This window comes from Virgibacillus sp. M23, from assembly GCF_034190895.1.
GTDB classification, from domain to species: domain Bacteria; phylum Bacillota; class Bacilli; order Bacillales; family Amphibacillaceae; genus Virgibacillus; species Virgibacillus salarius.
This window is the reverse complement of record NZ_JAWDHA010000053.1, coordinates 1-23,809: the sequence shown is the minus strand read 5'-3', so window position 1 is coordinate 23,809 and position 23,809 is coordinate 1. Positions and strand designations below refer to the sequence as shown.

Here is a 23,809-nt window from a genome sequence, read left to right as displayed (position 1 = left end):
ACTTCCATCAGTGGGGGTTTTACTGCCCGTTATATCGGGATAAACAACAGAGGACGATACAAAAAGATATTGACAAAGAAGAGGCTGGGACAAGACACAACTTCTTTACTCAAAATACGAATAATCATGTTATCAATAGGAGTATCATCGCCGCACCATGAAACTATACGCGCTTTCCGCGGGCACGGACCTCAGCTAACTTGGTAAGGAAAAACACGTTATCAAGTGGATCTTCGGACTCGTGCTGTTCCCGCCGGAGTTTCGCTTATTTCAGGTGCTAAATGAATGATTTTAACCAAAAAACGAACAATAATTAATTTCAACTAATTAGCGTTCGTTTTTTTATTGTTTCTTCATTCTTTTGTCTCAGCCTCTTTATGATCACATAGGTACAGCGTAACCACTTTTTAGAGCTAATTAACTTGCATACATTTTGGCAATCTTATCTTGCAATTCTTTGTCCTGAACATACTCGTCATAGCTCATTTCCTTATCAATCAAACCGTTTGGTGTGATTTCAATTAAGCGATTTGCAATACTTTGTATGAACTGATGATCATGTGACGTAAACAGAATGGATCCTTTGAATTTAATTAATCCATTATTTAATGATTGAATAGATTCTAGGTCTAAGTGGTTCGTTGGTTCATCTAATAGAAGTACATTCGCATTACTTAACATCATTTTGGATAACATACAACGAACTTTCTCACCACCGGAAAGCACATTTGCTTTTTTTAGTGCTTGGTCTCCAGAGAAAAGCATTCTACCTAGGAACCCTCGTAAAAATGTTTCTGTTTCATCCTCTGGCGAATATTGACGTAACCAATCAACCAAAGGAAGGTCGTTATTTTCAAAGTACGCAGCATTATCTTTCGGAAAGTAGGACTGTGAAGTGGTCACACCCCATTTATAGGTTCCTGCATCAGGTTCCATCTCGCCCATCAAAATTTTAAATAATGTTGTTTTAGCAATGTCATCTTTTCCTACAAGAGCAATTTTGTCATCCTTGTTCATTGTAAAACTAACGTTATCAAGCACTTTTTCTCCATTTATCGTTTTGGTTAACCCTTCGACTCGTAATAAATCATTCCCTATCTCGCGACCGGGGGTAAAGGAGATATAAGGGTATTTTCTGGACGATGGTTTAATGTCATCTAGTGTTATATTATCCAGTAATTTCTTTCGAGAAGTTGCTTGCTTTGATTTAGATGCATTCGCACTAAAGCGTGCAATAAATGCTTGTAGCTCCTTGATCTTTTCTTCCTTCTTTTTGTTAGCTTCCTGAGCCATTTTGTTAGCCAATTGGCTTGATTCGTACCAGAAATCATAGTTACCAATATAAATTTCGATTTTTCCATAATCGACATCAGCAATGTGTGTACACACTTTATTCAAGAAATGACGGTCATGTGATACAACGATTACAGTATTTTCAAAATGAATTAGAAATTCTTCCAACCATTGTATAGCATGAATATCTAATCCATTCGTTGGCTCATCCAGTAGTAAGATGTCTGGATTACCAAATAATGCTTGTGCAAGCAATACTTTTACTTTTTCATCTGCAGACAAATCAGCCATTTGCTTATCATGTAGTGATTCTTTAATTCCAAGGCCTTTTAGAAGGACTGCTGCATCAGATTCTGCTTCCCAACCATTCATTTCTGCGAACTCTCCCTCTAGCTCAGCTGCTCGCATACCATCCTCTTCTGAGAAATCACCTTTCATATATATAGCATCTTTTTCTTGTTTGACAGCATATAGCCTTTCATGGCCCATCAAAACTGTTTCAAGTACTTGATTATCTTCATAGGCGAAATGATCCTGTTTTAATACAGCAAGTCGTTCACCAGGTGATAACGATACATGTCCAGATTGAGGTTCTATCTCACCTGACAAAATTTTTAAAAACGTTGATTTTCCTGCGCCGTTTGCTCCAATTAATCCATAACAATTGCCTGAAGTGAATTTTAAATTTACATCTTCAAATAATTTTTTATCGCCATATCGTAAACTAACATTAGAAACATTAATCATGCTTGTTAATTTCCTCCAATATAATAATTGTAATCATGGTTAGCTTACGTTATTTCTAGGCTTTCGTCAATGTTTAGACATGATTAAACATTGAATTTTGAATAGGTCTAGACATAAAAACTCTTGCTATGATGTACGGGGTAGATTTCGTTAACTAGAAACATGAACCATAACATCAATGCAAGAGACTTCATATGTGTTTCTTACGTTTTTGTCACAATAAAAAATTAACTTGTATAATTTACAATTATTTGTAATAGTAGAATAGAAAAGGGTTTTACCTAAATTCGCTTCTTCATTATAATAGAAGTTGGGGGGAGGGGTGTTTATTGGGAGAGAAGGTCATCTATTTTCTCTTTACAGATACAGGTACTAATTTAGCTAAAGCGATAAATTTCTTTACGAAGCAGTCTTTAAACCATGTATCTATTGGCTTTGATCATGAATTAACAGAAGTCTATAGTTTTGGACGGAAGCGGCCGAGAAATCCATTCATTGGAGGATTTGTTAAAGAGGATATTCGTAGTGATTTTATGAAGAAATCAGACTGTGCCGTTTATCAATTTACAGTAGCTGATCATGAGTGTGAGAAAATAGTAAAAAATATTAAGGATATTGAAAGGCAACAGCATAAATATAGATATAATTTTATTGGGCTATTTGGTATATTGTTACAAATTGAAATTAATCGAAAGTGTGCACTATTTTGTTCACAATTTGTAGCGACTGTTCTAAGAGGTGTACCATCTTTTAGCTTGAAGAAACCTGCTTGTTTTATTACACCTGCTGATATTCGGAATCACGAAGGTATGGAATTGATTTATAAAGGTAAGCTAGGCGATTATCCGTTCGGGAATCAGGAATCTTTAAGTACTATAGTTGTTGAAGAAAAGACAAAGCAATCATTTTTAATTTTATTATCTTCAAAAGTAAAACGGTTTGTTATCCGTTAAGTAAAAAGGTCAATTTAAGTTAATATATTAGCTGATAATAGGATGTATTTCAATCCGAAGCGAAGCATTTGCTACACTGCTTTTAAGTGAAATTAGCCACAAAATGATCATTTATTCCTCATATATACCTGCCGGTAAATGTTCGATTTGTTCAAAGGCTTTTAGGGTATACTATTATGGTAATGGAATCGGTGAGGGATAAACAAGATCCCCACGGATTAAAGTTTTAGTTTATACCGTATTATTCATGAGAAAAAAGCTGGACGAACAACGTCCAGCTTTTGTTGTAGTCTTGGAAATTATAAAATTTGAGCCTATGGATAAATAGGCGCGTGTTGAGCTGCGGCAAGCTCCAGTGCCCAAAAACTAGGCGACCTCACGAATCATCCCACAATAAGTCGTCATCGGCTCGCAAGCTCACCGTGATTCCTTTATCTCCGTTGACTCGCTCCAGTTGCTAAATTTCTAATCGAGCGCTTGCGCTTTTTTTCTGTAATGAGACAGTAACTTTAGGCTTTAAAACTATTCGATACCTAAAGTTTGGTAAGGTACGCGGAATTTGAATGCTAAGTTATTAGCGTCAAGGTCAATATGCTCAACAGCTACTTGAAAATTACTTTTTAGCTTCATATCTGTAACTGCAACATAGATAGCTTCATCTTTTGGATTTACCGTTACCCATTCGGGCATTGGTAAGTATTTATCAATATACTCCATAATTTTTTGGTTTGGTAATTCAAGTAATCCGATAGAGATCGATCTTTGCTTTAATATAATATCGCCATTATCTTGAACAAATGGCTCTAAATGAACAGATAATGGTACGGTTGTTGAAAATACTGGTAATTCACCAATTAAATGTACATCCTCACCTAACTCAATTCGATAGCGATGTTTTGTATCGTTGAGCATTTGATCGATATATGCGTTAATTAACTCATTCAAATTTTGTTTCGTCGTACGAACGACAAATTCTGAGCTTTCATCAGCTTTATCTGCATGTTGAGCCGGATAATCTACACGTGGTACTGGCCAAAAAATAAGTGCTAAAATAATGATTAATATGACAATGTTTAATGAAAGCAAGCCTATAAACCGCTTTTTCCACTTACTCCTCTTAGATCGACGTACGTTTCTTTCTGCCATATTACTCATCCTCTTTCATCTTCGTTTGTTAGGAAATCCAATACACGCTGGGCCATTCGCTTATAGCCGAGGTGATTCGGATGGAAATTATCTTCTGCAAATAGGTTTTCATCTGTGTTATCAAATAAATCTTTTGTCGGAATAAACGATACATTTTTTTTGCTAGCTGCTATTTCTTTCCCTGTATTATTCCAATTTTCAACAATGATTCCTAATTCCTTTATATCTTTAAAATATTTTTGGAATGGATTATAAAATCCTAATAAATAAATCTTTGTTTTCGGGTTAATTGTTTCAATTTTGGAAAAGATATGATGCAATCTTTCTTGATATTGTGCACGCTCTTTCGTGAAGTCTTCCATTTTTAAATTGGTAATGTTCTGCTTAAGGACTTGCATTATATCATTGGCTCCGATAGTTATTAATACTATATCAGATCGCTTAATCGAGGAAACAACTTCGGGTTTATCCAGTCTTTTAAGCAGCTGATCAGAGCGATTACCGCGGACACCTAGATTATCGAATGTTACTACTTTTTTATCCTTGTTAATAGCCCGTTCCAAAATCCCTACATATCCACCTTGTGCGGTTGAATCGCCAACTCCTTGTGTAAGGGAATCACCTATTGCTGTAACATGTGTTTTATTTGAAAAGAACTGAATGGTTTGTTCAACAGCACTTACTACCATTTCGGAGAATGGCTTTTCTTCCGTTTGATCATCTTGTTTTTCATCTTGATCTGTCTTAGTCGCTTCTTTCTGCTGATCCCCATTTGTTTTACTGTCTTTCTCCGAAATGATAACATCATTTAACTTTGGGTCAGGCTGATGTGTCAGGAAAAAGATAAGACTGATCCCTAAAAGCATCACAAAAATAGCACCGAAATAATAGTAGTTTTTCTTCATGTTTACTCACACCTATGCTGTTATGTTCATAACCTTTTTTCTTTATTGTCTCATGTATAAAATACATTCGAAAGTATTTACTATATATATGTACTTCATAACTTGTTCAATGAAGGAAATAAAGTGAAACCTCAATCCGCTGGGGCTTTTGTCTATCCCTTACTGATTGCTAGTACCACAAGGGTATGACCTAAAGGACTTTCAATTAATCGGACATTTACTGACAGTCGATCCCCACATTTACCCATATTGGTTTTACTTTATTGCTTGAAGTAGGGATCTTACTGCCAGTTATATACGGGATAAAATAAGATCGCCTTCAATAACAGGCGATCAGTAAGGGAAGGTTATTTATAATTTTTCCAATCGGTAGTAAAAGTAAACCTCCTTTCTAAAAGTGAAACAGTTTTGTTACATAAATAATTAGTTCTAAATTTCTAAAATTAGTTTGATTCCAGCATACTGTTTGCTCGTTCAAACATGAGTGAGGTCAGAAGCATCGTCTTGTGATCGCAATGCTAAAAACTCGTCATAAGGATTTTTTGCGGTAATAACAGTGATCCCAGCTGCTTTGGCATATTCTAAAGTACTATTTTGATAAGGCTGTTCCAACCATACTATTTTTCCTTGTTTATTTATAACTTGTTCGATAACACCTGATGGGAGGTTTGATTGGAGAAACCATACAGCATCAAGCTCAGTTGGAATAGCTGATAAGTCTCTGAACACATGCTGAGATTCTTCAGTTGTTGAATGACTTATATAATAAAGCTCAAAACCAATAGATTGTAGCTGTTTGACTTTTTCCCTTTCTTTCTCTCCTGCATCTTCCCAGCCGTATACGGCAATGGTTTTTTTTCGTATATTTCCATTATTACGATCAAACGGAGAGCTAAGTAGCCAACTGATAGCGACGGAATCATTGGTTGTTATCGTTTTTGCTTCGCCAGTAGCTTCAGCGATAGCAGCATCTAAGGTGTATAATAAGTCGGTAACAGACTCCAAACCAATCGATAGACGAATTGTTTCCTCCGTAACACCACTAGTTTTTAATTCTTCAACGGTTAGTTGTTGATGCGTTGTTGAAGCAGGATGAATAATTAGTGATTTTGCATCACCAACATTAGCTACATGTGACCATAATTCAATACATTCAATTAATTGTCGTCCAGCTTCTCTCCCCCCTCGAATTCCAAAAGTGATGATAGATCCAGCACCTTCACTAAAATATTTTTTAGCTCGCTTGTTTGATGAATGGCTTTGTAAACCTGGGTAGTTCACCCATTCGATCGCAGGATTTTTAGCTAAGTATTCGGCAATTATCTGTGCATTTTTATTATGTTGAGGAATACGAAGATGCAAGGTTTCTAAACCCTGTAATAGTAAAAAAGCATTATGCGGGCTAATACACGCACCAATATCACGCAATAATTGTACCCTTAATTTAGTAGCAAAAGCCGCAGGACCAACATCAATGAAACGGAGGCCATTATAGCTCTCATCTGGTTCTGTAAAGCCAGGGAATTTGCTGTTATTCCAATTAAACCTTCCGCCATCAACGACAACACCTCCAATGGTCGTACCATGTCCTCCTATCCATTTTGTAGCGGAGTGGACCACAACATCTGCTCCCCATGCTATCGGCTTAGCAATATAAGGTGCGAATGTATTATCAATTATTAAAGGAATATTATAAGAATGAGCTAAAGCAGCAATGGTCTCGACATCAAAGATGTGCAGACTAGGGTTCGTAATAATTTCACCGAAGATTGCTTTTGTTTTATCTGTGATAGCAGCTTCGACTTCATTCTTGTTCTTGCCATTAACAAATTTAACCGTTATACCATAGCGAGGAAGTGTGTTTGCAAATAGATTATAAGTACCACCGTATAAATTACTGTCAGCTATAATTTCATCTCCTGTACTAGCAACATTTAGGATAGCAAAGGTAATAGCTGCCATTCCAGATGCTGTTGCTACTGCTGCTACACCGTCTTCTAATTCGGCAATTCGTTGCTCGAAAGCATCTACGGTAGGGTTCCCTATCCGTGTATAAATGTTGCCCGGTTCGGTAAGGCCAAATAGATTCTGTGCGTGCTCCGTGTCACGAAAAACATAGGATGTTGTTTGATAAATAGGGACAGCTCTAGAACCCGTGGTTGGGTCTGGCACCTGACCTCCGTGTAGTAATACTGTATCTGGTTGTTTCTGGTGAAATTTTGCCATTATTCATTCCTCCTAGGATAGTTTGTAGTTCTGTATTGCCACGACTAGTATTGACGTGGCCAGTTACTGAATAGCAATCCTTGTGTCTGGAGGAAGAGGGGGAAAATGAAAAAGCCCTCTTCCTAAGAAGAGGGCTTGGATTTAACCGTTCCTCCTCTTATCTTCCAGATCATAAAATGGATCTGTAGGATGTAGCACCGTAAAAAGCAATATTTCATCGCTTTTTGGTTGCTGGGCTTCACAGGGCCTATTCCCTCCACCGCTCTTGATAAGAGATGTATTTTTCTAAATTATTGAATATTATATAGGTGTACATAATCTTTTGTCAACCACTAGTTTTAAATCGTAACAAAAGGCAGGCATAATACCATCGCCAAAACGTAAGAAAACCTAGAGCATGTTATATCTTTTTATACATGCTTTTTCCTCAGTGGTCTTCGGTAGCTCGTAAGCATAAAGTTTACTAGAGCTATCCAAATGAACGCGAAAGCAATTAAATGAGCAGAAGTAAAGGCTTCTTTATATATAAATACGCCTAGTAATAACATTAATGTTGGTGCAATATATTGCAAGAATCCGACCATTGCTAAAGAAATGCGTTTCGCTCCACTTGCAAACAGTAACAAGGGAATTGCTGTCATAACACCTGCACCCATTAATAATAGGTTCGTAGATGAAAAGAATTCATGAAGCTGAAAGGCGTTATCAGGGTAAATGGCTAGGTAAATAATTGCGAAGGGGAGAATAAGCATGGTTTCAATGGTTAACCCTATCATTGGTCCGATATCGACCTTTTTCTTCAATAAACCATACAGTCCAAAGCTGATGGCAAGTAATAATGACACCCAAGGAAACACACCATAGCTTATCGTTAAATAAAGCACACCGATTCCTGCTAGAATAAATGAAATAGTTTGACGGAAAGTAAAGGCTTCTTTTAATACGATAATTCCTAGTAATATGCTTATAAGTGGATTAATATAATAGCCCAGACTTGCTTGAACAACATGATTACTATTAACGGCCCAAATAAATATTAACCAATTTAGACTAATTACTAGCGTAGCCAAAGAAATACCAAATAGCTTCTTTTTATTATGAAGCAATTCCTTCCATTCCTTCGTAAAATCCGACCATTTACGCATAATGAGAACAAGTAAAAATGTGAAGACGAAAGACCAAATAATGCGGTGAGCTAATGTTTCCCCTGGAGAAACATGGTCAAGAAGCTTCCAATAGATTGGTAGAAATCCCCATAATATGTATGCTGATGATGTGTAGATCATACCGTTCCGATCCTGATTAGCGTTCATAAGGTTTCATCCCTTCTTCCGGTATAAAGTAAATCTATTTTAGAATTGCTCCAGAAAAAAAGCAAAGATAACGTCTCTAAAGAAAACGTATTCATTTATGCGTTTATTTGAATAGGATATATATAGGTGGTCAGTTTACAAGAGTTTACGTGAGGAGGAATGGATGTGAAGAAGAAAGAAAAGCAATTGGAGACGAAGGTTGTTCATGAAGGTTATCATTCAGAAGAGATGTTAGGAAGTTTAGCAGCTCCTTTATTTCAAACCTCTACTTTTACATTTGATTCAGCAGAACAAGGAGAGCGGCGTTTTGCAAGGGAAGAGGATGGTTTTGTATATTCGCGTTTAGGTAATCCTACTGTACAGCTTTTGGAAGAGCGGATTGCGGCATTAGAAGGAGGGGAGCGAGGGTTGGCTTTTTCCTCTGGAATGGCTGCCGTTTCAGCGGTATTAATTTCACTAACAAAAGCAAATGATCATATTCTTTGTTCTTCCGGGCTTTATGGCTGTACGTATGGATTGTTATCCATGTTAAAGGATAAGTATCATATTAATCATGATTTCTCAGAAATGAATTGTGAGGAAGAGGTTTTGGCTTGTCTAAGGCCAGAAACAACCTGTATTTATATTGAAACACCAATTAATCCCACCATGAAGCTGATCGATCTACAAATGGTAGCAACGGTTGCAAAGCGCTACCATATTCCGGTCGTTGTAGACAATACCTTCTCATCCCCTTATATTCAGCGACCACTGGAATTTGGTTGTGATGTTGTTGTTCATAGTGCTACAAAATATATTGGCGGACACGGAGATGTAATTGGTGGTTTGGTAGTAGGAAGAAGTTCATTTCTTGACGGTGTTGCCATGACGACACAAAAAGATATTGGAGGCGTTCTTTCGCCATTTGATGCTTGGCTATTATTAAGGGGTTTGAAAACACTGCCGATTCGGCTTGATCGACATTCAGATAATGCAGAAAAGATTGTGGAGAAATTAGGTACTCATCCAAGGATTTCAACTATTTATTATCCAGGTGATAGGGGGCATCCAAATTTTGCGATATATCAAAAGCAGATGAAGCGTGGTGCTGGAGTTATATCATTTGAATTAGTTGGGGATAAATACGATGTTCAACAGTTCTTAAATAACTTGGAGTTTTTAAAAATTGCAGTTAGCTTAGGAGATGCAGAGACGCTTATACAACATCCATCAACAATGACACATGCGGTTGTGCCAGAAGCTGAGCGTGACATGATGGGAATAACGGAGCAGCTGATCCGTTTATCGGTGGGTTTAGAGGCTTGGCAAGATATTTGGGAGGATTTGGAGCAAGCATTAAACAAGCTAGATGACAAGTAGCGAAGAAATAATACGCTTATGCTAGTAGTAGCTGGTATAGGTTTTTTTTTGACCTGGTTAAACAGTTCAAAGTAACCCTTAACGAAAAGACTGTTAGATATACAAAAACATAAGATACGCTGGTGTTATTAATAATGAGATCATATATAATGTTCATTCATGATGTCAGTACCACATTTATGAATCGTAAATACGATTTGATACGTAGAAAGGTTATGGTTTTCTTTCATATGAAGTGCTTTATAACAGCATCAAGGTACATAAAAAGGATAAAATTTAATACAATAAGCTAATATCATTTATTCTATAAATAATAGGTAGCGCTTGCATTCTGCTAAGCTAACGACAAATTAAAATGTATGCTATATTATTGATTGTAGAGGTGATGGATATATACTCTTTCTACTTTAGCGTAATTTGATGTCCTCACCCTTAAAAATAGGAACAGTCTAGTTTGGGGAGGATAATAGAAAATTGTTACTGGATAAGACATGGCACGAACTAAAACAATTTTCATGTAAGGGGGGATTTGTCAGACTATGGAAATACTGTCATACTTATTAGGATTTATTTTAATTTTTAATATTGCCTTAGGTGTTTCTATTATCTTTTTGGAACGAAAGGATGCTAGTGCTACATGGGCGTGGTTAATGGTATTATTGTTTATTCCAATTGCAGGTTTCTTTTTATACTTAATCTTTGGTAAGCCGATTAGTAAACGAAGGATATTTACTTGGGATACAAAGAGTAGACTTGGTGTAAAAACAGCTGTACAATCCCAGCTTCGTGCAATTGAAAACGGTACGTTTGCATTCAAACATAAAGAGATAGCAGAGTATGAGGATTTATATTATTTACATTTACGTAATGATGATGCCATCTTTACACAAGATAATAAAGTGACCATTTTTACGGATGGAACAGAAAAGTTTGAATCCCTCATTGCTGATCTGGAAAAAGCTACGGATCATATACATTTGCTTTATTACATCATTCGTGATGATCAACTAGGTAAGCGTATTGCTGACATTCTTATTAAGAAGGCTAATGAAGGTATAGAGGTTCGTGTACTTTATGATGATATGGGTTCCCGTTCATTACGAAGAAAGTATATTAGACGATTACGCAGAGCTGGCGTAGAAGTGGAGGCGTTTTTTCCGCCAAAGATTCCGAAAATCAATTTCAAAATTAATTATCGTAACCATCGAAAATTAGGCATTATAGATGGTAAGGTGGGATATATTGGTGGTTTTAATATTGGTGATGAGTATCTTGGGCAGGATAAGAAATTTGGAAATTGGCGCGATACACATTTGCGTATTTATGGTGATGCGGTTCTGCATATGCAAACTCGCTTTATTTTGGATTGGAACCAAGCTTCTAGGAATGATATCTTATATGAAGATCGTTATTACAACGCTGTTCCAGCTGGTGATGTGGGTGTGCAAATCGTTTCGAGTGGACCAGATTCAGATTGGGAGCAGATAAAAAATGGATACATTAAAATGATTATGTCTGCCAAGGATTATATTTATATCCAAACACCTTACTTTATTCCTGATGAAAGTTTACGGGATGTTCTTAGAATTGCTGCTTTATCGGGGGTAGACGTAAAGATTATGATTCCAAATAAACCGGATCATCCGTTTGTTTATTGGGCAACATTATCCTATGTCGGTGATTTATTAGATGCAGGTGCAGAGGTGTATATTTATCAGAATGGATTTCTTCATGCTAAAACAATCGTAGTGGATGGAAAAATTGCATCGGTGGGAACTGCTAATATCGATGTCAGAAGCTTTCGTTTGAACTTTGAAGTAAATGCATTTCTTTATGATAAAGAGTTAACGAAGCGGTTGGTTGAGGCTTTTAAGGAAGATATTGTGCTATCTACACAAATGACCAAGAAGTTATATAGTAAACGATCATTAGGCATACGGTTTAAAGAATCTATCTCCCGATTAATATCACCAGTATTATAACAAGTTTGAAAGGAGAAAAGTTAAAATGGAAAAGAAAACATGCTCGACATCATTAGCTGTTAAAACGTCTCATGTATTGCCCCCTGATACAAATTCATATGGGACATTGTTTGGAGGCAAGTTAATGGCCCATATTGATGATGTGGCTGCAATAGCTGCATCACGTCATGCACGTAAGCCTGTAGTAACTGCCTCTACAGATTCTGTTGATTTCCTTGCTCCTGTTAAAGAAGGTCATTCGATATGTATTGAGGCATTTGTAACCTGGACGCATAAAACATCAATGGAAGTTTTCGTTAAAGCAGTTACTGAAGATTTACGAACTGGAGAAAGACGTGTTTGTGCTACGGCCTTTTTGACCTTTGTTGCTGTTGATGAAGACGGCAAACCAAGTCCAGTCCCTGAAGTTGTACCTGAGACAAATCATGAGAAAAAACTTCATGAGCTAGCTGCCGTCAGAGCTAAACAAAGGATTGAGCGTCGTAAACAATCGAAAGAATTTGCACAGGAATTTGGAACGGATTATCCGTGGAATAGTCGAGGAAAATAAAGGGGAATTTCTTAGAATAAGTAGGGGGAATACATAAGAACAAAAGCGCAAGCGTCCGATTAGAAGCGTAGCGACTGGAGCGAGTCAACGAAGATTAAAGGAATCACGGGGTGCTTGCGAGTAGATGATGACTTACTACCGTAGGGCGATTCGTGAAGTCGCCTCGTTTCTGGGCATTGGAGCTGGTCGAGGCTCAACACGCGCCAATTTATCCACAAGGGCAAATTTTATAATTTCCTTTTCAACAAGAAAAAAGAGAGATTTCTCTTTTTTTGTGTGGTTCATTCCTTTATTGTAGATTTAGTATACAATATTTAGGGTAATAACGAATAACACACACATAAGTATAACGATATGAGCTAAGAAAATGTGGATAGTGTAAAAGGAGGAAGTTTACAGGATGGAGATTTTAAAAAATCTAATTAGCGAAGCCAATAACATCTTATGGACGTATGTATTGATTATTGTCTTAATTGGACTGGGGCTGTGGTTTACGTTTAAGACGGGATTTGTACAATTTAAATATCTTCCAGAGATGTTTCGAGTATTGTTCGATAAACGAACAATTAGCGCGAGTGGTAAGAAAGGTACCTCTTCATTCCAGGCTTTTGCAATAAGTGCTGCCTCTAGAGTAGGTACTGGAAATATGGCTGGAGTGGCTTCAGCCATAGCAGCAGGTGGCCCTGGTGCCGTATTCTGGATGTGGCTAATTGCATTACTTGGATCAGCATCTGGCTTCGTAGAAAGTACACTTGCACAGGTGTATAAAGTACCGGATAAGAATCAATACCGTGGAGGGCCAGCTTACTATATGGAAAAGGGATTAAAAAAACGGTGGCTGGCAATTATTTTTGCAATAACGATCACCTTTACATATGGTCTCGTATTTAACTCTGTGCAATCGAATACAATTAGTTTAGCCTTTAAAGGACAGTTTGATATTAATCAACACTTGATTGCTTTGTTGTTATTTGTTTTTACTGCAATTGTTATTTTTGGTGGTTTAAAAAGTATTGCAAACGTTACACAGATTATCGTACCGATTATGGCCATTTTATATATTATCTTATCGTTGTATATTTTACTTGTAAACTTTACTGCAATTCCAGATATGTTATCGATTATAATTACGAACGCATTCGGTATTCGGCAAGTAGCCGGTGGAGGCTTTGGCTTGGCAATTATGTGGGGAATTAAGCGAGGCTTATTTTCCAATGAAGCTGGTATGGGTAGTGCACCAAATGCTGCAGCAACAGCAGAAGTATCACATCCAGCCAAGCAAGGGTTTATTCAAGCCTTAGGTGTTTTCTTTGATACGTTATTAATTTGTAGTGCTACGGCATTTATTTTAATCACTGCAGGTGGTTATGAGGGTAGTAAGGCAGATGGAATCCAATTAACACAAAATGCTTTTGCTTTTCATATTGGAGACTGGGCGAGCGGCTTCATTGCAATTGCCATTTTACTATTTGCCTACAGCTCTATTTTAGGCAACTATTACTATGGTGAAAATAATATTGCATATATAAAGAATAGTAAAACAGGACTGTTCCTTTATCGGATTGCAGCATTAGCGATGGTTTATTTTGGAGCAGTAGCATCCTTTGATTTTGTTTGGTCTTTAGCTGACTTGACAATGGCTATTATGGCATTGATCAATCTCTATGCGATATCGAAGCTATTTAAAATTGCTAATAAAGTACTCCAGGATTATCGAAGACAGCGTAAAGAAGGTAAGGATCCAGTATTTTACCGAGATACTCTAGATAATCAAGAAGGAATCGAGTATTGGGGAAGAGAACAAACAGGTAATACAGAATAGTTCAAAACAGACCAAATTGCATTGTGCAATTTGGTCTGTTAATTTTCTCGTCAGTTAAGAAAGTATAAAATCAGTGCAATGACTGCGTTAAGCCAAGTAGTTATTTTGAAATGTTAGATGTATATTGGCAATGCTCCGACGAATTACTTCGCTTTCCGCGGGCACGGCCACAGCTAACTCGGTAAAGAAAAACACGTTACCAAGTGGAACTTCGGTCTCGTGCTGTTTCCGCCGGAGTCTCGCTTGTTTCAGGTACTAAATGAATGATTCCGTGCAAAAAACGAACGATAATTAATTTTAACTTATCATCGTTCGTTTTTTATTGTTTCTTCATTCTTTTGTCTCAGTCTCATTTCACTCTTCATCTATTTCTTCTAATGAAATATGATGATCTGCCCAACATTGAATTTCTTTAATAACTGGTTCTAATGCTTTTCCTTTTTCGGAAAGAGAATATTCAATACGAACAGGAAACTCCGAATAAATATCTCTTGTAACGATTCCTTCTTTTTCTAGCATTTTAAGTCGATCAGAGAGCAACCGCCCGCTGATAGGCAAATCAGCTTCCATTTCAGAGAAACGTTTTGTACCTTTTAATAGTTCAAAAAGTATAAGCCCTACCCAGCGTGTGCTAAGAAGTCCCATAGCTTTTTCGAAACGTGGACAAAGGTTCTCCATGATCATCACCTCAATCGGTATCATATATCTATTAGCAAATTCTACAGTTATTACGAAAAGTAACCTATTTTTAGGATAACATAATCTCGATATGTCGTAAATAGATAAGGGGGATAATAACAAATATTTTCCAATTTATTCTAATTATAAAAAGTTATTTGGTAATTTTATTGAATTTATGAAATAATAACGGTATACGAAATAATTTAATTTGGAGGTAAAGAGATGGTTAGTCAACGTACACAAGAAAAATATGCAGAGTTAGCATTACGCACTGGTGTGAATATACAGAAGGATCAGGCATTAATGGTTAATGCGCCAATTGAGGGTGCAGATTTTACAAGAATCGTTGTACGTAAAGCGTATGAGTTAGGAGCAAAGGACGTACATATTAATTGGGTGGATGATGAGCTTACATTGTTAAAATATGAAAACGCTCCAGATGAAGTTATTGCTAGTTTTCCTGAGTGGAAAGTGGAGCTACAAAAAAGCTATGTTGAGGATGGAGCGGCAATATTAAATATTCGTTCAACGAATCCTGATTTATTAAAGGATATTGATCCTTCCCGTGTAGCAAAAGCAAATAAAGCAGCTGGCGAGGCGATGAAGCACCTTCGGAAGTATACCATGAATGATATCATTCCGTGGTCAATTATTTCTATTCCAACAGGAGATTGGGCACAAAAGATTTTCCCAGAAAAATCAAGAGAAGATGCCATTGAAAGCCTTTGGGACGCAATTGTAAAAATAGTAAGGGTTGATCAAGATGATCCGATAGCAGCTTGGGATGCACATAACGAAACACTCCGAACTGCTCGTGAAATCTTAAACAAGAAAAATTATAAGAAGCTAGTATTTACTGCGCCAGGAACAAACTTAGAGATGGAACTTCCTAAAGGACATATTTGGAAGGGGGGTTCTGCAAAAACGTCGAGTGGCACGACCTTTAATCCGAATATGCCAACAGAAGAAGTGTTTTCTATGCCCCACAAATATGGTGTGAATGGTACAGTAGCCAGTACAAAACCGCTTAATTATGGTGGTAGCTTAATCGATAATTTTAGTCTAACGTTTAAAGATGGAAAAGTGGTTGATTATCAAGCTGAACAAGGGGAGAATACCTTAAAGCATTTATTAGAAACAGATGACGGTTCTAAGCGCCTTGGTGAAGTAGCATTAGTACCTCATGAATCACCAGTTTCTCAATCTGGTTTAATCTTCTATAATACGTTGTTTGATGAGAATGCCTCTTGTCATATTGCGCTTGGTAAGGCATATCCTACAAATGTAGAGGGTGGAGCTGCAATGAACGAAGAGGAGCTAGATAAGCATGGAGTGAATGATAGTTTAAATCATGTCGATTTCATGATTGGTTCAGAGCAATTGGATATAGACGGTGTATTTGAAGATGGAACAACAGAAGCTATTTTCCGTAATGGAACTTGGGCATTAGATATAAAGTAAAACAACAATCAGTTGGGGGTATGATTTATCCCCGACTGATTGTTAGTACCACAAGAGTATGGCCTAAAGGCCCTGGAACCAATCGGACATTTACTGGCAGTCGATCCCCCACTTATATATATTGCTTTCTTTTTATTGCTTGAAGTGGGTGATCTTACTGCCAGTTATATGCGGGATAAAAGGTGAACAACGGAAGCAGTCAGCTCGAAATAGAGAGCTGACTGCTTCCGTTTATACGGATCCAAGGGTCTTCTTGTCCGAAGGTGAAGGACTTTCGTTTCCGTGGTTGAATGCGTAGGTTTCCTCATGGAAATCGCTTCGTTCGGGAATCTAGGATCAATTGTTACGCTATAGGAGATTTGGGTCTTTACTCACTAGGACATTACACTGGTACTCGTCGTCAAGTCTGGCAAGGACCATCTTTTTTTACCCAATATCCGATTAGATGAAGCTATGTTTTGTCAGTACAGCTTTTATCTTTGTGTAATCATATTCCGTCGGTAGTGCCTCTTTAAGAGACTTTAACTTGATGTCATCAAGTTGTTCTCTAGCTTGTAAGATGGCTTCCTCTTCCTTCGATGTAAAAAATATTTCCCAAGCGATCGGATATCCGTCTTTAAAGGCTTTAAATAAGTGATTTTCTACCGTCTGATGGGATATATCACGTATAACAGCTATATCTTTAGTAGATTTGCCAGATTGGAACATTTTATAGCTTATAACATGACTTGGATTCTCGTCTGTTTCAGGGTTATTTTTTTTAGGTTTTGGATGAACAGGATCATTTATGCGAATGATGTTTTTTACATCAGGATTCTGTGATCGCCATTCTTTTAGAACGTTTAAAAATGCTTCACCAAATTGGTCGTATTTCTTCTCACCTACCCCTTTAATTTCTAGCATATCTTCTTTGGTAACCGGAAAATATCTGCTTAATTCCTTTAAGGTTGCATCAGAAAATAAAACATAAGGTGGAACCCCTTTTTCATCAGCCAACTGCTTTCTTAAGTTACGCAATGCCGTAAATAAATCTTTATGGTAATCAGTCTGCTCATTTATCGGGATCGGCATCGTAAACATGTATACAGACTTTCTTCCTTTTAACACTTCAACAGATTGATGATTTAACTTTAGAATTGGAAATCTCCCTTCCTCCGTAGCTAATAATTGTTCTGCTACCAAGAAATGTATCCATTCAGTTAATTCTTTTTCGGTAAAAGCTGAGAGGATTCCGTATGTAGATAATGTATGGAGCCGAAACTCTTTTAGCTTTTTGTCTTTCGATCCTTTAAGTACCTTCGCTGTCATCCCAACTCCAAATCTTTCTCCCATCCGTTTTACACAAGAAAGTATTTTCTGCGCTTCCTCTGTAATATCTATTTTTTCCTGACGTTGGATGCAGTTGCTACAGCGACCGCATAATTCATTGTTATCCTCTTGATGAAAATAATTTAAGATAAACGTAGTTAAACATCCATGGGTATGACAATAGTTAATCATGGACTGCAGTTTACGATATTCCCCTTGCTTTGCGGCATCATCCATTAAGGATTGTTCAATAAGAAATTTCTGTAGCTGTATATCCTGTGCTGAGAATAATAATATGCAATCACTTGGCTCCCCATCTCTTCCAGCTCTCCCAGCTTCTTGGTAGTACGATTCAATATTCATTGGCATAGCATAGTGAATGACAAAACGAACATTAGATTTATCAATCCCCATACCAAATGCATTTGTTGCAACCATAAGCTGTTTTTCATCATGAATAAATGCAGATTGCGCATGTTGTCGTTCTTGTTCTGAAAGACCTGCATGATATTTAGCAATCGAATAACCGCGTCTTTCTAGCTGATCATAAAGACTGTCTGCCTGTTTTCTTGTTGCTGTATAAATAATTCCTGATTCAGTGCCTCTTTCCTGTAAAAAAGAGCGGATATAGGAGGATTTATTCTTTCCTTTAATGACGTGAAAGGATAAATTATCTCTTTCGAAGCCTGTATTTACTACATGATTTATGTGTAATAACTGCTGGATATCGAATATGACTTCTTCTGTTGCCGTTGCCGTTAACGCCATTATAATTGGAGCATGATGTAATTGCTTTAATTGTGGAATGATTGATCGATAGCTCGGTCGGAAATCGTGACCCCATTGGGAAATACAATGTGCCTCATCAAAGGCAATTAATGATATATTTATTTGCTTAAGTACATTCAAGAAATTTCCTGAATCAAATCGTTCGGGTGCTACATAAACAAATTTATATCTTCCTAATGCAATATCCTTTAGCCTATGCTGTTGTTCACCTGCAGTTAATGAGCTATTAATATAAGTAGAAGCAATTCCTAAAGACTGTAATGCATCTACTTGGTCCTTCATTAAAGAAATAAGAGGAGATACGATAATTGCAGTGCCTGGCAATGCTAAGCCGGGTATTTGATAGCATATGGACTTTCCCCCACCAGTAGGCATGACAGCGAGAATATTCTTTTTAGCTAAGATGTAATCAATGGTTTCCTTCTGCCCTGGACGGAAGGTTTCATAACCGAAATACGTTTGAAGTAGTTTTTCTTCCTTCATTCCCATGATGTATTTCCTCCTTTTACATGTACCATCCTAACATATTCTTTCTGTAGTTGGTTATAGAAGAAAAAAAGAAGCTGTAAAGATACAGCTCCTGCATATACAAATATTCTATAATTTTACTACACATAACTGGTAGTAAGACCCCACTGATTGAAGTTTCATTTTTATAAGTTGATATGATTTTTAGCTTTCATGAGCTTATCGTTTAATGTACGGACGGTATTGGCTAATTCAGCAATATCTCACAGCTTTACTGGAATACACTAGCCTAAAGTAATAGTTAAGTCTTTTGGGGTCTAAGCTTTGAAACTAGAAATCCGATACATCCTCCAATAATAGCTGGTAGTAGCCAGCCCAAACCAATATCAAATAAAGGAATTTTCATTACATAGTTCGTGACAGTTGGAATATCAATACCATAGGACGTAATCCCATCATTTAAGCTTATGACTGCGGTAAATAGAATTGCCCCACGGTAGACCTCCGGCCTATTCTGAAATAATGACCGTAGAAAGGTTAGCATAATAAGTACAATAGCTATTGGATATAAGAATACAAGTACGGGAACAGAAAAACTAATGATTGCATCTAAACCTTGATTAGCAATAACAAAACTAGAGAAAGTAATTATAAAAGCAATCAAGGAATAAGAGATTGGCACCAATTTTGAAAAAAATTGCGCACAAGCAACTACTAAACCGACAGAAGTGGTAAAACAGGCTAACGTAACAATAATTCCTAGCAGCAGTGTTCCAAATGTTCCAAAGATTGAAGTTGCAGCATGTGAGAGTATCTCTCCGCCATTACTGAAGCTAGCTGATCCTGCCACCTTTGTACCAATCCAGCCGATAGAGGTATAGACAGTGATCAGACCTACTCCAGCGACCAATCCAGCCTTCAATGTTGCAGTAATAAGCCCTTTCTGTGTGGAAACACCCCTTTCTTTAAAGGCATTTACCACAATAATTCCAAAGGCTAGAGCTGCAATAGCATCCATAGTTAAATAGCCTTCGACAAAGCCTTTAAAAAAAGGACTACTAGCATAATCACTGGTAGGTGCTGTAGCTGGCTGGTCAAATAAGATAATAGCGCCAATTACTAATGCTGTAATAGACAGCAATAGTATAGGTGTTAAATACTGTCCAATTCGATCTACCATTTTTGAAGGATTTAAACTGATAAAAAAGACGAAAATAAAAAATACACTTGTGAACAGCAATAACGTATAAGGTGATACGTTATTAAGAAAGGGTTCGATGCTCATCTCGTAGCCAACTGTAGCTGCACGAGGTATTCCAAAAAATGGTCCAATTGCTAAATACACAGCTGTTGTAAATAGAATGCCAAATAGAGGGTGGACTCGATTTGCTATTTCTCTGGCATCTTTTTTTACGAACGAAATAGCAGTAACTGCTAAAATAGGTAAACCTATACCAGTTATCACAAAGCCTGCAATAGCAGTAATAAAAGACGATCCTGAATGGAGTCCAAGTACAGGAGGATATATGAGATTTCCAGCACCAAAAAATAAAGCAAATAACATAAAGCCGATTATGAATGTATCTTTATTCATCATACGTGTATCCCTTCTATATGATTTCCTGTTGAGATTGTTTATTGAATACAGTTGTATAGCACTCCTTAAATTAAAACGAAATGGAATGAACATTCCTGTATTATCAAATACTAAAGAAAGAAGAGTAATATCTATTTTTTCAATATAATCTGAAAATAAAGGGCGATTCTTTGAATTAATTTTTTTCAGAAAATAACGCAAAGCAGACATCATCTTAACAGTAACAGGTTAAGATTGTCAATGGAAAAGGAGAGAAAAGTAAATGTTGATAATAGTATGATTTATATTTGCCTGAATTAAAATTGTTTACATTCTTTCCTTTCACATTTAAAATGTTTTTATCTTATCTATAATTTGCCATTACAAAGGAATGTGTTATTTCCTTTTATATGGCTATCCGACGTTTTACTTTCTGTAGGATTGATTGCAATGTTACATAAGGAAGTAGTTTCGTTGAAATTTTAAATAGGGGGTATCACATGGTTCCGTCTTTATTATTTGAAATCATGCTAATAGGCTTCTTAGGGATCGGGTCCCAATGGATCGCTTGGCGTTACCGTATGCCGGCTATTGTTGTTATGTCGATCACTGGACTGTTGGCAGGACCAGTTTTTGGTTTAATGAACCCTGAGGAAGACTTTGGCAGTTTATATAGCCCAATTATATCTGTAGCAGTAGCCATTATTTTATTTGAGGGCAGCTTAAATCTCAGCTTTAAGGAGCTCAGGGGACTAGGCAAGCCTGTTTTCCGAATCTCCACTGTTGGTGCATTTATAGCCTGGATTCTCGGCTCACTAACTGCTCACTATATTGCAGGTTTGTCTTGGACCGTTGCTTTTGTAATTGGTGGCCTATTTATTGTTACTGGACCAACTGTAATAATGCCATTATTACGGCAATCAAAGCTAAAGCCTAGACCAGCTAAAATCCTAAAATGGGAAGGAATAATCGTTGATCCAATTGGTGCACTTTTAGCAGTGTTCGCTTTTGAGATTATTACCTTTTTAACAGCAAATGATCCGGATGGAGCAAAGTTAACACTATTTTTTGCAGCATCTATTTTTGCGGCAATATTTGGCTGGGCATGTGGTAAAGGAATTGGCTGGATGTTTGAAACAGGCCATATTCCAGAATTCTTAAAATCTCCAGCAGTTGTCATTGTTGTTATTGTTTGTTTTACCGGTGCAGATGAAATTATGCACGAAACAGGATTATTATCAGTAACAGCTATGGGAATTACACTTGCCAATATGGGGATAAGCTCTATTTCTGACATGCGTCATTTCAAAGAAAACATTTCAATTTTACTCATTTCAACGATATTTATTATGCTAACCGCATCCTTGCAATTAGAAACCCTACTGCAAATATTTAGTCCCAACATTATTGGCTATGTATTATTAATGATGTTCATTGTTCGCCCATTATCGATTTTCCTTTCTACCATTGGCACGGGATTATCATTTAATGAGAAAGCTCTAGTAGGTTGGATTGCACCAAGAGGAATTGTAGCGTTGACCGTATCAGGCTATTTTGCTAGTGTATTGACCGAAGCAGGTTATGAAGATGCACAAATACTAACAACACTTACCTTTGGACTAGTAATTTTTACGGTTGTAGCTCATGGATTTTCAATTGGTTGGTTGGCGAAAAAATTACATTTATCTATGGAAGGAAGACCAGGAGCGTTAATTAATGGAGCTAATCGCTTTACAGTTGAATTAGCTAAATCACTGGCAAAGGCTAATTTTCCAGTAATAATTGTTGACTCTTCATGGGAAAGATTAAGGCCAGTTCGTGAGGCAGGTATTAATTTTTATCATGGAAATATACTCTCTGAGCAGTCGGAATATAACCTGGATACAATTCCATATGAATATTTGCTAGCTATAACAGATGATCATGCTTTTAATTCCCTTGTATGTACAACATTTATGCCCGAATATGGTAGAACTAATGTCTTTAAAGTTAGTCCACTTGATCAAATAAAAGGTGATACAACAGAGGTTGTATCTAAAGTTGGAGGACGGATTTTATTTGATAAGAAATTTACGATGGAAGATTTGTTGGAAAAGCTGAATAATCATTATGTGTTCAGACAAACTACGTTAACTTCACAATATAACTATAAGCAATATGTAGCTGACAAAGATGAATCTACTGCTTTTCTTTATCTAATTAAGCCTTCAGGTCAATTGAAATTTTATTCCGAAGAAATGCGAACTGTTCCAGCAGTAGGGGATACAATAGTAAGTCTGACACCACCTAATAAAGAAAAAGCAAAGATTCAAGCCAAGTTAGAAACGCAGCGAAATAACAATACAAAAGGGAATGAAAAAGAAGTATGAAGCTGAATTGACCCTGTCAAGTAGACATTGGAAATTATAAAAATGGATTTAAGCGGCTTTAGCTCTATATTCAACAGGGCTAGGGCCGTATAATCTTTCTTGATATCTTTCATACCTATGTAAATAGTACTTCTCACATTTGAGAGTCCCCCAAAATGATTCCATTGGAACTTCTTTATAAGAATAGTCTCCTGACAACTAATCAAATACAGCTGCTTCCTTTAACCCACTTATTCCGTCCGTTTCAAATGTCCATCCATTTAGAAAGGGTTGTATTATTTATTTGATATTTGAACATCCTTCTTTGTATCACCTTCATTATTGTTGACATTATTACTTCAAATTAAATTCACTCGAATGAGATCTCTTGGACATAAAAAATTCCCCCTAGGTAAAACAGATTTTTATTTGTTAATCTGTCTAACTTAAGGGGAGCAGTTCAAACGCTTCACTCTTTTAGAAAATAATAAAATTTGCCCATTTGTATAAATATGGTGTCGGGTTGAGCTGCGTCCAGCTCCAGCGCCGAGAAACGAGGCGACTTCACGAATCGCCCTAAGCTAAGTCGACATCGGCCAGTAAGCAAACCGTAGTTCCTATATTTCCGCTGACTCGCTCCAGTCGCTACGTTTCCAATCGGGCTCTTGTGTTTTTGTTCTAAGTTAAGAAAGTATAAATTCAGTGCAATGACTGCGTTAAGCCAAGTAGTTATTTTGAAATGTTTGATGTATATTGGCAATGCTCCGACTAATTACTTCGCTTTCCACGGGCACGGCCTCAACTAACTTTGCAAAGAAGAACACGTTGCAAAGTGGATTTTCGGCTCGCGCTAATCCCGCAGGAGTCTACGTAATTAGTCTC

15 protein-coding genes and 1 riboswitch are annotated in these 23,809 nt (G+C 37.0%); of the genes, 7 read left to right on the top strand and 8 right to left on the bottom strand.

What is annotated here, in order from left to right; translation table 11 throughout:
- Nucleotides 1–417: 417 nt before the first annotated feature.
- The gene (locus RVS70_RS16805) at nucleotides 418–2,040 is read right to left on the bottom strand and encodes an ABC-F family ATP-binding cassette domain-containing protein (RefSeq protein WP_166530473.1); all 1,623 of its coding nucleotides are present in this window, start codon (nucleotides 2,038–2,040) and stop codon (nucleotides 418–420) included.
- A gap of 329 nt (nucleotides 2,041–2,369) precedes the next feature.
- Between RVS70_RS16805 and RVS70_RS16800 the strand changes: the two genes are divergently transcribed.
- Nucleotides 2,370–2,993 carry a hypothetical protein gene (locus RVS70_RS16800; protein WP_026682608.1) on the top strand — a complete coding sequence of 208 codons (624 nt, stop codon included), beginning with the start codon at nucleotides 2,370–2,372 and terminating at the stop codon, nucleotides 2,991–2,993.
- 522 nt (nucleotides 2,994–3,515) lie between these two features.
- On the opposite strand, the gene RVS70_RS16795 is transcribed toward RVS70_RS16800, so the two are convergent.
- From RVS70_RS16795 to rarD, 4 genes are all read right to left on the bottom strand, one after another.
- Complete coding sequence (locus tag RVS70_RS16795) at nucleotides 3,516–4,139, bottom strand: YpmS family protein (RefSeq protein ID WP_026682609.1); 624 nt, start codon at nucleotides 4,137–4,139, stop codon at nucleotides 3,516–3,518.
- A 5-nt stretch (nucleotides 4,140–4,144) separates the two neighbouring features.
- On the bottom strand, nucleotides 4,145–5,044 hold the full coding sequence (locus tag RVS70_RS16790) for an SGNH/GDSL hydrolase family protein (RefSeq protein WP_026682610.1): 900 nt from the start codon (nucleotides 5,042–5,044) through the stop codon (nucleotides 4,145–4,147).
- 474 nt (nucleotides 5,045–5,518) lie between these two features.
- A complete protein-coding gene (locus RVS70_RS16785) occupies nucleotides 5,519–7,270 on the bottom strand; it encodes an O-acetylhomoserine aminocarboxypropyltransferase/cysteine synthase family protein (RefSeq protein ID WP_321134130.1) in 1,752 nt (583 codons plus the stop codon).
- Nucleotides 7,271–7,424: 154 nt separating this feature from the next.
- Nucleotides 7,425–7,545: riboswitch (SAM riboswitch) on the bottom strand.
- Nucleotides 7,546–7,680: 135 nt separating this feature from the next.
- Nucleotides 7,681–8,583, bottom strand: a complete 903-nt coding sequence (gene rarD, locus RVS70_RS16780; protein ID WP_026682612.1) for an EamA family transporter RarD — start codon at nucleotides 8,581–8,583, stop codon at nucleotides 7,681–7,683.
- 165 nt (nucleotides 8,584–8,748) lie between these two features.
- Between rarD and megL the strand changes: the two genes are divergently transcribed.
- The 4 genes from megL (at nucleotide 8,749) to RVS70_RS16760 (ending at nucleotide 14,296) form a co-directional block, all read left to right on the top strand.
- Nucleotides 8,749–9,942: a methionine gamma-lyase gene (gene megL / locus RVS70_RS16775; RefSeq protein WP_374489088.1), complete on the top strand. Its 1,194-nt coding sequence runs from the start codon at nucleotides 8,749–8,751 to the stop codon at nucleotides 9,940–9,942.
- A gap of 539 nt (nucleotides 9,943–10,481) precedes the next feature.
- The gene (gene cls, locus RVS70_RS16770) at nucleotides 10,482–11,924 is read left to right on the top strand and encodes a cardiolipin synthase (RefSeq protein WP_026682614.1); all 1,443 of its coding nucleotides are present in this window, start codon (nucleotides 10,482–10,484) and stop codon (nucleotides 11,922–11,924) included.
- 25 nt (nucleotides 11,925–11,949) lie between these two features.
- Complete coding sequence (locus RVS70_RS16765; protein ID WP_321134127.1) at nucleotides 11,950–12,474, top strand: acyl-CoA thioesterase; 525 nt, start codon at nucleotides 11,950–11,952, stop codon at nucleotides 12,472–12,474.
- Between the two features lie 400 nt (nucleotides 12,475–12,874).
- Nucleotides 12,875–14,296 carry an alanine/glycine:cation symporter family protein gene (locus RVS70_RS16760; RefSeq protein ID WP_026682616.1) on the top strand — a complete coding sequence of 474 codons (1,422 nt, stop codon included), beginning with the start codon at nucleotides 12,875–12,877 and terminating at the stop codon, nucleotides 14,294–14,296.
- Between the two features lie 354 nt (nucleotides 14,297–14,650).
- On the opposite strand, the gene RVS70_RS16755 is transcribed toward RVS70_RS16760, so the two are convergent.
- Nucleotides 14,651–14,974 carry a winged helix-turn-helix transcriptional regulator gene (locus RVS70_RS16755; RefSeq protein WP_026682617.1) on the bottom strand — a complete coding sequence of 108 codons (324 nt, stop codon included), beginning with the start codon at nucleotides 14,972–14,974 and terminating at the stop codon, nucleotides 14,651–14,653.
- A 225-nt stretch (nucleotides 14,975–15,199) separates the two neighbouring features.
- Here RVS70_RS16755 and RVS70_RS16750 point away from each other — a divergent pair, with 225 nt between their 5' ends.
- Nucleotides 15,200–16,438, top strand: coding sequence for an aminopeptidase (locus RVS70_RS16750; protein ID WP_121603984.1), 1,239 nt, complete (start codon nucleotides 15,200–15,202; stop codon nucleotides 16,436–16,438).
- 441 nt (nucleotides 16,439–16,879) lie between these two features.
- Here RVS70_RS16750 and recQ read toward each other — a convergent pair whose 3' ends face one another.
- Both recQ and brnQ read right to left on the bottom strand, forming a co-directional pair.
- On the bottom strand, nucleotides 16,880–19,024 hold the full coding sequence (gene recQ, locus RVS70_RS16745) for a DNA helicase RecQ (RefSeq protein WP_321134125.1): 2,145 nt from the start codon (nucleotides 19,022–19,024) through the stop codon (nucleotides 16,880–16,882).
- A 280-nt stretch (nucleotides 19,025–19,304) separates the two neighbouring features.
- The gene (gene brnQ, locus RVS70_RS16740) at nucleotides 19,305–20,600 is read right to left on the bottom strand and encodes a branched-chain amino acid transport system II carrier protein (protein ID WP_121603982.1); all 1,296 of its coding nucleotides are present in this window, start codon (nucleotides 20,598–20,600) and stop codon (nucleotides 19,305–19,307) included.
- 479 nt (nucleotides 20,601–21,079) lie between these two features.
- Between brnQ and RVS70_RS16735 the strand changes: the two genes are divergently transcribed.
- On the top strand, nucleotides 21,080–22,948 hold the full coding sequence (locus tag RVS70_RS16735; RefSeq protein WP_026682621.1) for a cation:proton antiporter: 1,869 nt from the start codon (nucleotides 21,080–21,082) through the stop codon (nucleotides 22,946–22,948).
- Nucleotides 22,949–23,809 lie beyond the last annotated feature (861 nt).

Bases quoted from the DNA above. Each gene is read 5' to 3' on its own strand.
- rarD (WP_026682612.1), bottom strand. From the start codon at position 8,583: ATGAACGCTAATCAGGATCGGAACGGTATGATCTACACATCATCAGCA.
- RVS70_RS16795 (WP_026682609.1), bottom strand. From the start codon at position 4,139: ATGGCAGAAAGAAACGTACGTCGATCTAAGAGGAGTAAGTGGAAAAAG.
- cls (WP_026682614.1), top strand. From the start codon at position 10,482: ATGGAAATACTGTCATACTTATTAGGATTTATTTTAATTTTTAATATT.
- RVS70_RS16760 (WP_026682616.1), top strand. From the start codon at position 12,875: ATGGAGATTTTAAAAAATCTAATTAGCGAAGCCAATAACATCTTATGG.
- brnQ (WP_121603982.1), bottom strand. From the start codon at position 20,600: ATGATGAATAAAGATACATTCATAATCGGCTTTATGTTATTTGCTTTA.
- RVS70_RS16735 (WP_026682621.1), top strand. From the start codon at position 21,080: ATGGTTCCGTCTTTATTATTTGAAATCATGCTAATAGGCTTCTTAGGG.
- RVS70_RS16750 (WP_121603984.1), top strand. From the start codon at position 15,200: ATGGTTAGTCAACGTACACAAGAAAAATATGCAGAGTTAGCATTACGC.
- RVS70_RS16755 (WP_026682617.1), bottom strand. From the start codon at position 14,974: ATGGAGAACCTTTGTCCACGTTTCGAAAAAGCTATGGGACTTCTTAGC.
- RVS70_RS16805 (WP_166530473.1), bottom strand. From the start codon at position 2,040: ATGATTAATGTTTCTAATGTTAGTTTACGATATGGCGATAAAAAATTA.
- RVS70_RS16765 (WP_321134127.1), top strand. From the start codon at position 11,950: ATGGAAAAGAAAACATGCTCGACATCATTAGCTGTTAAAACGTCTCAT.
- RVS70_RS16790 (WP_026682610.1), bottom strand. From the start codon at position 5,044: ATGAAGAAAAACTACTATTATTTCGGTGCTATTTTTGTGATGCTTTTA.
- recQ (WP_321134125.1), bottom strand. From the start codon at position 19,024: ATGGGAATGAAGGAAGAAAAACTACTTCAAACGTATTTCGGTTATGAA.
- RVS70_RS16785 (WP_321134130.1), bottom strand. From the start codon at position 7,270: ATGGCAAAATTTCACCAGAAACAACCAGATACAGTATTACTACACGGA.